Annotated in this window: 9 protein-coding genes; all 9 read right to left on the bottom strand. The window is 63.5% G+C overall.

Annotation, left to right across the window (positions count from 1 at the left end):
* Positions 1-57: 57 nt before the first annotated feature.
* The 9 genes from ACYQ2I_RS00980 to lpxC all read right to left on the bottom strand — a co-directional run bounded on the left by ACYQ2I_RS00980 (position 58) and on the right by lpxC (position 12562).
* Positions 58-1050, bottom strand: a complete 993-nt coding sequence (locus tag ACYQ2I_RS00980) for an NADPH:quinone reductase (protein ID WP_460165114.1) — start codon at positions 1048-1050, stop codon at positions 58-60.
* Between the two features lie 156 nt (positions 1051-1206).
* Positions 1207-1905 carry an SOS response-associated peptidase gene (locus ACYQ2I_RS00975; protein ID WP_460165113.1) on the bottom strand — a complete coding sequence of 233 codons (699 nt, stop codon included), beginning with the start codon at positions 1903-1905 and terminating at the stop codon, positions 1207-1209.
* Between the two features lie 170 nt (positions 1906-2075).
* Positions 2076-4844, bottom strand: coding sequence for a PD-(D/E)XK nuclease family protein (locus tag ACYQ2I_RS00970; RefSeq protein WP_460165112.1), 2769 nt, complete (start codon positions 4842-4844; stop codon positions 2076-2078).
* 280 nt (positions 4845-5124) lie between these two features.
* A complete protein-coding gene (locus tag ACYQ2I_RS00965) occupies positions 5125-6459 on the bottom strand; it encodes a Gfo/Idh/MocA family protein (protein ID WP_460165111.1) in 1335 nt (444 codons plus the stop codon).
* Between the two features lie 279 nt (positions 6460-6738).
* Positions 6739-8085, bottom strand: coding sequence for a trypsin-like peptidase domain-containing protein (locus tag ACYQ2I_RS00960; protein ID WP_460165110.1), 1347 nt, complete (start codon positions 8083-8085; stop codon positions 6739-6741).
* Positions 8086-8326: 241 nt separating this feature from the next.
* A complete protein-coding gene (locus ACYQ2I_RS00955) occupies positions 8327-8986 on the bottom strand; it encodes a hypothetical protein (RefSeq protein WP_460165109.1) in 660 nt (219 codons plus the stop codon).
* Between the two features lie 604 nt (positions 8987-9590).
* A complete protein-coding gene (locus ACYQ2I_RS00950; RefSeq protein WP_460165108.1) occupies positions 9591-10724 on the bottom strand; it encodes a Gfo/Idh/MocA family protein in 1134 nt (377 codons plus the stop codon).
* Between the two features lie 49 nt (positions 10725-10773).
* On the bottom strand, positions 10774-11592 hold the full coding sequence (gene lpxA, locus ACYQ2I_RS00945; protein ID WP_460165107.1) for an acyl-ACP--UDP-N-acetylglucosamine O-acyltransferase: 819 nt from the start codon (positions 11590-11592) through the stop codon (positions 10774-10776).
* A gap of 94 nt (positions 11593-11686) precedes the next feature.
* The gene (lpxC, locus tag ACYQ2I_RS00940) at positions 11687-12562 is read right to left on the bottom strand and encodes a UDP-3-O-acyl-N-acetylglucosamine deacetylase (RefSeq protein WP_460165106.1); all 876 of its coding nucleotides are present in this window, start codon (positions 12560-12562) and stop codon (positions 11687-11689) included.
* Positions 12563-12612: the final 50 nt, after the last annotated feature.

The following is a 12612-nucleotide window of genomic DNA, read 5'->3' as shown; positions in this document are numbered from 1 at the left end:
ACAAGACGATCGGGGCGGGAGAGGAAAGCGTTTGTTGCCTAGTCTCGGTGCCGTCGGTTACGGCACGAGGACGATCTTGCCCTGCAAGGTTCCGGCTTTGTTCAGGGTGTTGTCTTCTTGCAGGCGATGGGCTTCAGCCGTTTCCGACAGTTTCATTACGCGGCCGATCATCGGCTTGAGCTTGCCTTCGACCATCCAGCGGTTGATGTCGAGGGCGCAGCGCTCTTGTTCTTCGGGCGGAGCGTTGAACATGGCGAAGCCGAACATCTTGCAGTCTTTGACGTAGAACGGGCCGATCGGGAAAGGCGGTCGCGCGTCGCGGCCGGCCATGACGACGATCCTGCCCCGCGGACGCAGGTGCGACACGATCAGGTCGAAGTCTTGCTCGCGCAGGGTTTCGTACCACACATCGACGCCCTCGGGTGCGATCCGTTCGAGCGCTTCGGCTTCGTTTTCTTCCTTGTAGAGGATGACGTGATCGGCGCCCAATTCACGGCAGCGGGCGGCTTTTTCGGGTGAGCCGGCGCTGGTGACGACGACCGCCCCTGCCGCTTTGCCCATTTGGACCACGCAAGACCCGACACCGCCGGTTCCGCCGTGGACGTACAGGATTTCGCCCGGCTTCAATTGGGCATCGCGGAACAACCCCAAGTGCGCCGTGATGCCCACCAGCGAGACGGCCGCGGCATCCTGGGCCGAAACGCCCTCGGGAATCGGATAGAGCCAGCACTCGTCGACGGCGGCCAATTCCGAGAAGGTGCCTTGTCGGCCCAATAGTCCTTGATTCGAGCCCCACACGCGGTCGCCCGGCTTGAAGCGGGTGACGTTTTTCCCGACCGCTTCGACCGTGCCGGCCAAGTCGCAACCCACGACGAACGGCTTCGGCAGGTCGAACGGAATCGTGCCCGCGCGAATGTACGTGTCGACCGGGTTCAGCGATACGGCTTCGACACGGACGAGCACTTGATCGTCGCCGGGCGTCGGGTCGGGCAGATCACCGTACTGGATGACTTCCGGTGGTCCGGTTCGTTCGATGTAGGCGGCTTTCATGGTGGGAACATTCCTCCTTTGCGAGACGATGCGGCCGCACGGCCAAAACATGGGGTTATCCGCAGAGAACGGTAGCGCTCGCCCCCTCCAAAGGCAATCCCGCGATCGGGCTATGGTGCAGCGAGAACGCCCACGCGCAGCCTTCGCACGCCGATTTCAAAACAACGTGCCCTGTCGATCGACCGGTTCGATGCAGCGCGGCGAGTCGTGGATCGGGCGATTCACCAGTGTCGAAACCGGATACGCTTCGAGCCAATCGTCGGGAGCGGGACGCAACAGCGACTGCAATGACGCCGTATCGGCCTCGGGATCGAGCCACGTGTCATAATCCTGGGGATCGAGTATCACCGGCATGCGATCGTGATATGGGCGCACGACCTCGCCGGCGGTCGTCGTCACGATCGTGAACGTTTCGAGGTAGGAATGATCGGCCCCCTCCCAGCGTTCCCACAAACCGGCAAAGGCGAACAGACCGTCGTCCTTCTTGTGAAAGAAGTAAGGCTGCTTCGCGGCGTCTTTCTTGTGCCATTCGTAAAAGCCGTCGGCCGGAATGAGACAGCGCCGACGCCGGAACGCCGTCCGATAGGCCGGTTTTTCGGCAAGTGTTTCGGCGCGGGCATTGATCATGCGATTGCCGATTGCCGGGTCTTTGGCCCAGTGCGGCACGAGGCCCCAGCGCACCACGGCGGGCACGCGGGCGCCTTCCTTGTCGCGCCGAATCGACAACACCGGTTGGCCCGGGGCGATGTTGAACCGCGGCGAAAGGCGCAGTCCGTCGAGAATATCCGGCGGAAACAACGCGAAATGCTCGACCACCGCCGCAGGTCGCGCACGCAAGGTGAATCGGCCGCACACGGGTCCTTCCTCCTCGCTCAGTTCGGGCACCGAAGCCGACGATCGCCTGCCGTTTCGTTCATTGTGGACGATGGCTCCGGCGCGACAAGGGGCGCGACGCGTACCGGGCGAGCGGAACGCACGCTCGCTGCGACCGCGGGAAAGAACGCGGTCCGGGCACGTCCGATGCCTCAAGGCCGCACGTAGCCCAACCAGTCGCCGAAGGCGTCGGGGTTCTTGAGTTCGAAATCTTCGGCCCAAATCGAGCGCACGACGTTGCGGGCGGTCTCGTCGGCCGAGGCCAGGTCGGCATCGCTCCAGTCGGCCAGTTGCTCACCGATCGCGTCGAGATCGCTCGACAGGCAGATGTAACCGAGTTGCACGCGAACATTCTCCGTGTCGGCAAACAGCCGGTGCGCACGGAGCAGATGTCGATACAGCGGCAATTGCAGGTCGATCCATTCGCCGCTGCGGTTGCGATGCGATCTGCTCGGCGGGTCGACGTCGTCCGATGTCTTGTAATCGAAGACGACCCATTCGTCGTCGCGCCGGTCGATGCGGTCGATGCGCCCGCGAAGATACATTTTCTGTCCGTCGACTTCGAGGAACGCCCCGCGATCGGGCGGCTGAAACTCGCATTCGACGATTTCCCAACCGTCGCGACGTCGTCGGGATTGCCACTGGGCGAAGCGGCTCAGCCGCTGCTTGAGCTGCTCGAATTGCACGGCCACCGTGGCCGGAGCGTTGTCGCCGAACAGACCGTGGTACAACTTGTCGGCCTGGGCGTGCAAGTAGGCTTCGATGGCGTCGGTGTCGGTTTCGTCGGGAATCTCCCTGCCGAATCGGTCGAGGATCGAGTGGGCGAGGGTGCCGAAAGCGCCGCCGGTCAGCTCCTCCGCCCGTCGCGCAACCGACTCCAGGCCCAACACGTGCACCAGGTAGAACCAGTACGGATCGGCCAGGTAATCGCGAAAGGCGGTCACCCGCATCGACTCGAAACGGCGTTTCAACTTTCGCGGGGCGGGCAACGTCCAGTGCCGGTCTTCGACCGACGAAGGAAACAGCACATACGGCGACTTCGGGAACGTTTCGCCGAAGTACTCGACCGCCTGTAGCGCCGCGGTCGCGTCGTCGCGCGAAAAGAGCAATCGGCCGGGCAGAAGCGCCTCGTCCTGGTAACGCCGACCGGCGATCAATCGCCATTCACTGCGGGTATGCGTGATGACCGCAAGGGCGTAGGCGTCGCGGGCAAGGCGACGGGCGTTGTTGTCCAATCCCAAGGCGGCGCGCAGGCGGTTCGGTAAGAACGGATCGCCCTCGACCGAGGACGGAACGATCCCCTCGTTCATGCCGGTGACGACCATCGCCGGCACGTCGTCCCAGGGAAGCTCCAACCAGCCGAGCATCTCGATGGCACCCTGCATCGGCGGTTCGGGGATCGGCTGTGCGGCCGCCGCCTCCAAGACCCATTTTACGAACGTCGCCGCGTCGATCGGTTCGGCCACCGCGTCGGGAATCGAGGCGATCTCTTGTTCCGCGGCGACCAGTGCGCGAGCGGCGGCGATCAAACGCCGATCTTGCCGATCGTTCTCGTCGAGCGACCGCTCGCCGTACACGTGGGCCAAGAAGGCCGCGATGCGATCGCCCCACGCCGACGGCAGAAACGTGGCGGGGCCTTCCGGCGGCGCGAGAATGTCGCGCAGTTCGTAAACCGCCGAGATCACGTCGCAAACGGGGAAATCGCTGCACCAATCGCGCGGAATCGTTGCCGGAAGCCGATCGAGCAACAGTTTTTGAACGGCCGGTAACCACGCGGATTCGACGCGGCGGTCGATGTATTCGCCGATTTGCGGATAGCGGATCAGCGAGGAAAACGCCGACGCCTTTCCTTCTGAAATGAACGCCGCAAAGTCGGCGAGAATGCGGTACGGCTCGGTGCGTGAGACGGGCCGTCCGACACCGTAGCGACCCGCAAGAGAGTGCTGCTCCAACGCCTGCTGCACGTAGGGGATCACGCGTTGATCGGGGACACCGATGACGATATCTTCCGCAGGAAACCGCGTGCCCCATTCGGCGAGCGTTTCCAGCACGGCGGCCGCCTGGTCGGTCGGTTCTTCGACCACGCGGATGTGATCGGGCGCGAGGTTTTCGGGAGGATGTTGCCACTGCTCGACTACCAGGCAGCCGTGGTCGTCGAAGGCGTCTTGCAGGGCTTCGGGCGCGGCGATCAAGACGGTCGCACGGTCGGCGACCTGATCGAGCATGCGGCGGACGACGACGTTCATGTCGACCGTCCCCAGCAACACGATGCGCCCTTCGAAGCTGCATTCTTTCTTTTCGATCGCGACGAGTCGTGCCGTTTGGCGATCCCATAGTTCGAGCGAATCGAGTACGCGCAAATACGCGTGCTGCAAGTCGCGCAGCGTTTCCCAGCGTTCGATTTCGCGACGGTCGAAACGCGGAAAGTCGTCGTCCTGCGCGGCGGTTGCGCGGGCGGCTCGGGAAAGCACGGCTTCGCAATCGAGGGCGTCGGCCGCCAGTTCCCGATGCAAGGCGGCAAGGATCTTCGCCAACTCGATGCGATCGTGCAGCGTTTCGGGAACCTTCGCCGTCAGGTGTTGCAGCCGTGACTTGGGCATGTCGCCGATCGCCTTGGCCCAGGCTGAAAGCTGCGTAAAGTTGTCGGCGAAGGGGCGGGCGGCTCGGTACAGAAGTTCGGGCAGCCGCCCGATCGTGAGGATCCGCGGCGGCAGCAAGACCAACTCGCGTGCTTCGGCCGTTTCGGCCAGGTGTTGTTCGAGCCGTCGTTGGAATCGACCGCCGGGAACGGCGATCACGACGTCGGAAAGATCCAGCACGTCGTCGCCGAGATAGCGACGTCCGCGACGACCGAATTGCAAGAGAAATTCGACCGCCGTGTCGAGAACAGGCCGGTTCCAGCCCAAAAAATGCCGTTTCATATCAAGTGCCCCGGGAAGATGTTTCGATTGCCGCGCGTCGCCGTATTCGTTTGTCGGGACCGCACCGTGCGGGCCTCCTTTCGGTCGTTCTACCAGATGGAGGAACCCGTTTTCCAGGGGCGGGATGAAGCCGAGCGATTGCGTCGTGTGAAAGTGCCGTCATGTTGCACCGGCAGCGGCGGCATTCGGGCAACAGGGGTGTTGCCGAAGAAAACCGGGCGACGTGCACGGCGCGCCGCCCGGTCGGGTTATGGAGGTGCGGGAAATCGCCCGACGTGTGTCACGCGTCGAGGACGTACCCGTCGCGATATTCGGGCTTGATCAGCGGTTCGAGCCCGTCGATGTTCTTGACCTTCAGGTTTTCGGCATCCCACTCGACCTTTTCGCCCGGGCCCGGTTCGTTCGCCACCCAGACGGCCAGGTTGCCGAGGAGGACGACCTCGGTGAGCGGCCCGGCGTAGTTCGGGAAGTTCGACATGGCCGGTTTGCCGCCCTTGATCGCTTCGACCCATTCGGTGAAGTGACCGGGCGAGGCCTCGAATTCGGCGTCCATGTCGGCGTTTTCGCCGAGCACCCAGAACTCTTCGCCGCGGCGATGGAGCGAGTAGAAGCGTCCCTTGTCGCCCACGATCAAGCTGCCGGTCGAACCGGGGGGAAGCGGATCCTGGAAACCTTCGAACAGTTCCAACGGCGGGGTCTTTCCGCCGTCGTACCAGATCATCTTCAAGCCGTCACGCCACTCGTTGGCCGGAAATTCATAGGTGATGATCGACCACTTGGGGTAGCTGTCGCGATTGTGGCCCGACGTTTCGGCCTGGACGGAAACGGGATTGTGCAATTCCAATCCGGCGAACGGCAGATTGATCACGTGGCAGCCCATGTCGCCCAGGGCCCCGGTGCCGAAGTCCCACCATCCCCGCCACGAAAACGGATGATACCCCGGTGCGTAGGGACGAAAACGTCCCGGACCGATCCACTCTTGCCAGTGCAGATACGGCGGGACGGGTTGTTCCGGCTGGCGTTGTCCTCCTTGCGGCCAAATCGGGCGATTCGTCCACACATGGACTTCTTTCACCTTGCCGACCACACCCTTGCGCAGCAGAGCGGCCCCCTTGCGGAGCCCTTCACTGGCCGTGCCTTGGTTGCCCATTTGGGTTTGCACGCCGGTTTCGGCGGCGACTTTGGCCAGCAGGCGGGCTTCGTAGATCGTGCGGGTGGCGGGCTTTTGGGTGAAGCAGTGGATGCCCATCCGCATCGCCATCAGCGAGGCGGCAGCGTGGCAGTGGTCGGGCGTGCTGACGGTAACCGCGTCGATCTGGTCGCCCATTTCCTCGAACATCTTGCGGAAGTCGAAGTACTTCTTGGCGTCGGGGAATCGTTTGGCGGCGCCTTCGAGGGTGCGTTCATCGACGTCGCAGATCGCGACCATCTTGCCGTGTTTGCCCGCGTCGGCCGAGTCGCTCTGGCCCTTGCCGCCCACGCCGATCGACGCGAATTGCAGTTGCTCGTTGGGCGAGGTGCTTTCTTTTGCCTTGACGCCGCCGGCCACCCAATAACCGATGCCCACCGCGGCCGTGGTCTGAACGAAACGACGACGACTGGTTTTGAACGCCATGACGGACCTCCTCGAGTGATGACGGTATGAACAATGACGGGTTGAAACACGCTGCGCCCGAGTGTGGAGGGGATGTCGATCCTTCGGACGCGGATGGGGATGCGCGCACCCTACTATGATCGCCGTGTGTGCGGGTTGCAAGCGATGGAAGCGGCCGGCCTCCCTTCGCGCGAAACAAGAAAATATCGGCGGGCGGGGCGGAAAATCGAGAACCTTTTACCAATGCAGGCCGTCACGACGCATTGCCGAAGGCGTCGGGAAAAGCGACGGACGGTCGGCCTACGGATCTTGGTGCATCGCCACCGAGAGATACCCGTAGTAGGTATCGTTGCCTCGCAAAATGTAGAACTTCAACGGCAACAGCGAGGCGAGGTCGGGCCGGTTCATGATGTAGCGGACGTTTTCCAGGTTGACCGTTTCCCAAATGTGCATGCCGACGAGCACGTCACCCGCCCGCAATCCCTGCGCCGCAGCCGGGCTGCCGGGTCGGACCTCGGTGATGAGCAATCCGCCGCGATAATGTGTGTGGAAGCGGCGGTTGAACTCGTCGGAGGGCATCGGTTCGAGCCGCAAACCCAACAGCTCCCAGGTCGCATCGTGATCGAGCTTGGAGACGGCGGGGGCGGCGAGGGCCAGGTCGGCCGAGACTTCCTCGCCGCTGCGGGAGACGACGATGTCCAGCTCGTCCTCGGGCTTCTTGTCGAGAATCGCCCGTTGGAAGTCGAGTTCGCTGCGAACGGGGATGTCGTCGACGCGGACGATCACATCGCCGGGTTCGATTCCCGCCTCGGCAGCGGGGCTTTCCGGTTCGACTTCGGCGACGACCAGGCGATGTTCCAAAGGCGACGTGGCGGCGAATTCGAGACCGTGCCGCACGTGCTTTTCGTTGAGCTGGGCGAACAGTTCGGTGGTCACGCGAACGACCTTGTCGACGGGAATCGCAAAGCCGATGCCCTGGGCGCCCGCCCGAACCGCCACGTTGATCCCGATCATCTCGCCGTCGATGTTCAACAGCGGACCACCCGAGTTGCCGGGGTTGATGCTGGCGTCGGTCTGGATCAGGTCGTCGTAGAACTGGGCATCGCTGACTTGGACGGCACGATGCAAGGCGCTGACGATCCCGCGCGTCGCGGTGTGCTCGTATCCGTAGGCGTTTCCGACGGCGACGACCGACTCGCCGGGCATCAGGTCGGACGACGTGCCGATGTTGATGACCGTCAGGGGTTCCGGGACGTCGATCTTGATGATCGCGAGGTCGGTTTCGGGGTCGCGGGCGACGAGTTCGGCGATGAACTGGCGGCCGTCGGCCAGGGTGATCTGAATTTCCCGGACGCCGTCGACCACGTGGTGGTTCGTGATGATATAGCCTCGGGAGTCGATGATGACGCCGGTTCCCATGCCGTTGACGCGTCGTGCCGCATCGATCTGGCCGTTGGTGCCCGCCGTGGTGATGAGCGTCTTTTCACCGCGAATGTTGACCACGGCCGGCCGCGCCGCCTTGACGGCCCGAACGATAGGGGTTTCGCGTAGCTCCGACGCCGGGACCGCCCTCACGGTTCCCAACATGACGGCGGCGGTGCACAGGCAACTCAACAGCAGCGTTCGACCGGTTGCGATTTCGTGCATGTCTCGGCAGGTCCTACGGCAGTGAGCGATAGTGGGATATGATCAGGGCGAAGGGCGTGATCGGAGGTGGGTAGAAAGGTACCCTGTTGTCCTCCCCGTTCACCCTTGATTCATCGGCGACAACATCATCTTCCTTGACGACAGGGGGTTTAACCGGCAAAGTCTGCCTATCTTTGCAGCCTCGGGGCGTGGTGGGGTGTTTCCGAACGAATCGGGCGACCGCCCACCGCGCAACGAGAACCTAACGTCGGACCGACGCACCCGCTCGAGCCAATGTCGGTGTCGGCTCGGTCGGATCGACCGGCACCGCGCGGAACACCCAACTGGTCGGCTTCTTCGACGCGGCGGTCGACACGTTGCCGCGTGCCTTCCAGCCGGAAGACTGCGACGGCGGCATCGGGGCCGGGGTCGGAATCACTTCCGGCTTGCTCGGCGGAGCGGGCTCGGGGTTGGAAGAGGCGGGCGCATCGGCGGAAGCGTTGTTTTCTCCGCCGGAAGAGGAACGCTCGGGATGGAATACCGGTGCCGTGGGAACCGGATGGAACTTGGCAGGTTCGGCCGCTGCGGCGACTCCCGCCGGTTCGGCGGCCACCGCCGGTTGCACGCCGCCGGCACATCGCAGGCAACGGCGGGCATGATAGGCGGTCGGGGCGACGATCGCCGTCGCTTCGCTTTCGACGGGCGTGGGAGATACGGCCGATTCCGAGACGACCGCCGATCCGCACGTGTACGCGGCGTCGTTCGAATTCACCGTCCGTTGATTGATCCAAGGAACCCTGTTCACCTCCAGCGACCAGTCTCCGCGTAGGATCAGGCCGTGCATCGGCCGCACATAACAGCAGCCGAGGCTGGTCGAGGCGGTCGCTGCGACCAGAAGCAGCACCGTCTTCCAGTGTGCCACGATACACCCCCTTCGGTTGTGAAATGAATTCGACCGGGGACGCCCTTCGCTTTGCACCGAACCGGCGCACTGTGCAGCCGAACGAACACGGCCGGGGCGCGCTCCTTGCGCAGCAGGGATGCCGGAACACCGCCGTGGCGGTCGAGATCGGATCCCTTTCGCGGCGCTAGGCAGCCGCCGAACCGTCGGCGCCGGATCGGCCCGACGGCTCGACGACAACACAGGATTCCCAAGGCCGATCGAGGAACATCAAGCCCTCGGTCGGGCTTTGCCTCTAAATCGGCTCGATACAGCCAGAAAATTAGGAATAATCCATAGTGGTTGCCCAAACGGCGCAACTTGCCCAGCATGTGATTGAGAACGGTGCGAGACCTTCGTGCCGGTGGACGGCCGCCTCGGTAGCGATCGATGGAAGGCCGAAAAGCCGAGAGAACTGTGCGATCACCATGCAGCGCGGGTGATTCGGCGCGACACGACCGAACGCACTATCCACACGGTACCGAGATGCCGTAAGAGAACACGACGGCCGCAAGCGCCGCGCGGTTGGGCGATTCGCGAAAGAAAGATCGACGTCGCAGACGGGCGAAGGCGGTTTCGGCCTCGATCACCCGGCTTCGCGGCGTCGGAAGGGTTTTTCGCCGGGCGTTTCCGCCGGGTTCACGACGCGGAAATGCGGAGCGGGGACGACCGCCGGCCGCGGCAACGCGTGCGGGCCGGCCAGGCCGTCGGCTTTTTCGTCCCAGCGATGTTCGGCCAGCGAATCGAGAATCGCGTGGGCCAGCGACAACGCCGCCGCGCCGTCGTAGCCGGTGACCAGCGGCCGACGGGGCGTGCGGATGCTGTCTACGAAATCCCGCAGCTCGCGCCGGATCGCGTCGGCCGGCTCGGTGACGATCCGCGTCCGCGGCAAGTGCTCAGGATAGAGGTTTTCTTTGTAGTATTCGAGTTCGTCGGGGCTCAGGTTGCGGACATCGAGACGGCGCGCCAGCAAAGTTTCGCTCGGCTCGACGACCTCGGCGGTCCGCGCGGCGAAATCGATCTTCGCCCACGAGCGGGGCGTCCAGATCGACATGGCCCGTACCGGCTCGTAGGCTACCCGCGACGCCTTCAGTACCGCAGTACACCCCGATTCGAAGCGGATCACGGCATGGGCGACGTCTTCTTCGCCGCCGAGGACGGAGACGCCCAGCGCGTCGACCTGGACGGGCCGACTGCGGACCAGCGACAGCACGAGGTCGATATCGTGGATCATCAAATCGAGCACGACGCCGACGTCCATCGAGCGGAAGGTGAACGGTCCGCACCGAGAGGCCTCGATGAACTTCGGTGAATCGGCATACGGCAGCACGGCTTGGAAGGCGGGATTGAATCGCTCGACGTGTCCGACTTGCAGGACGAGACCGTTCGCTTCGGCCAGACGGATCAGCTCTTGGGCTTCCTCGTCGGTGACGGTGATCGGCTTTTCGACGAACACGTGGATCCCGGCATCGAGGAACGCACGGGCGAGCGCGTGATGTGCCGAGGTGGAGGCGGCGATCACGACGGCATCGACCTTGCCGATCAGTGCCTGCGGTTCGGAGAGGGCGATCGTGTCGCATTCGTCGGCCAGTTTCGCCGCCCGTTGTGGGACGGGGTCGACCACACCGACCAAATCGACGTCTTTCATGGCGGCGAGTTTTTGGGCGTGGAAGCCGCCGAGTCGTCCGCATCCGACCACTCCGATTCGCAGTTTTCTCACGGTCCGTACCTCCGGTTGAATTCGCGTTCGTTCGCGCCGGGCGTTCGTTTTACGCGGCGCTTTCGCGGACGAATCGCCCGTCACGTTCGCGCCCGTGGCGCCCGCTTTGCTGGCGGCGGAGAAACTCGAGCAGCGCCTGCACCTCGGGCGTGAAATGATTGTGTTGTTTCAATAGGCGTTCGGCTTCGTCCAGCCGTTTTCGTTCCTGGTAGATGAGCCGGAAGGCGTCGGCGATCGGGTCGATGATGATCTTCGAGAACCCTTTGCGCTGCATGCCGATCAAGTTGAGGCATCGCGGCCGGGCGGGGTGCCCTTCGACCAGCAAGTAAGGAGGTACGTCTTGCCGGACGAGACTCAAGCCCGCGATGTAGCTGTATTCGCCGACGGTCACGTAATGATGGACGGCGACGCCGCCGGAGATGGTGACGTGGTCGGCCACGTGGACGTGTCCGCCCAACAACGTCGCGTTGCTGATGATGACGTGGTTTCCTACCAGGCAGTCGTGGGCGACGTGTGCTCCGGCCATCAAGTAGTTGTCGCACCCGATGCGGGTGACGCCGGCCTCTTTCTCGGAAGCGCGATTGATGGTGACCGACTCGCGGATGACGTTGCGGTCGCCGACGACGACGCGCGTCGGGCTTCCGGCATAGGCGATGTCTTGCGGGTCGCCGCCGAGGACGGCGTACGGGTAGACGAGGTTGTCGCGTCCCAGTTCGACGTCGCGCAGCAGCGTGACGTGGTTGAGCAGTTTGGTGCCGCGTCCGATTTTCACGTTCGGGCCGATGAAACAAAAGGGGCCGATCTCGACGTCGTGGTCGAGTTCGGCGCGAGGGTCGATGTGGGCGTTCGGAGCGATCTTCGTTCCCATGATGTGGCCTCGTTCGAGGGTGAACACGCGAAGGGGCCGAGAGCGGAGAACAGGCTCTCGTCCCCCTCGGCGTTCGTTCCTCATTACGTTTCGGTCAGGCGCAGCGCCGAACGGTTTCCAGGGACTCGGTTTCCCGCAGGATCGTTTTGGTCAATTCGGCGTTCAGCCGATGTCCGCTGCGATAGGCGCAGAAACGCCCGATGAAGTCGCACCCGGCCAAGGCCAGGTCGCCGACCATGTCCATCAACTTGTGCCGTACGCATTCGTCGGGAAAACGAAGCGTGTTGTCGATGGGACCGTTTTCACCGAAGACGAGCAAGTCTCTGGTCGTCGTTCGTGTTCCCAGGCCCATCGCCAACAATTTGTCGGCCTCGGATTGGAGCATGAAGGTGCGGCAAGGGGCCAGCTCGCGGCAAAAGTTTTCGCTGTCGAAGCAGAGCCCGAAGCTTTGCCTGCCGATGGGGCCTTCGGCACCGTAATCGAGCAGGTAGCGTAAGAACAATTCGCCGCCCGAAGCGGGTCGCGCTTCGAACCAGGCGTCTTTTTCTTCGACGCGGAAGACGCGGGTCACCACCCGCAGCGGCCGCCATGCCGGTTGTTCCACCGTGCCGACCGCCTGCAAGGCCTCGACGAACGGTAGGCTGGATCCGTCGCAGCCGGGCATTTCGGGGGCGTTCACGTGAATTTCGCAATTGTCGATGTGAAGGCCCGCCAAGGCGGCCATAATGTGTTCCACCATTTCGACCCGGGCGCCGTCGCGCTCCAGGCAAGTGCGTCGTGGGATCTCGACGCGGTAATCGACATGGGCCGGAATGTGCGGGCGATGGGGAAGATCGCCGCGCACGAACACCACGCCCGTATTTGCTTCTGCCGGTCGAAATTCCACGTCGACGTCCCGGCCGCTCCAGTATCCGAAGCCGGAAACGACGGTCGACCGCGCGATCGTGCGTTGTTTGCGAAGTCGATACATCAAACGATGCCAATCATCCCTGGCGGTTTCGTGGGGCTACTTGTGCCGAC

This window comes from Thermostilla marina, from assembly GCF_054657455.1.
Note: the sequence above shows the minus strand (reverse complement) of the source record. Positions and strands in the feature narration are given on the sequence as shown.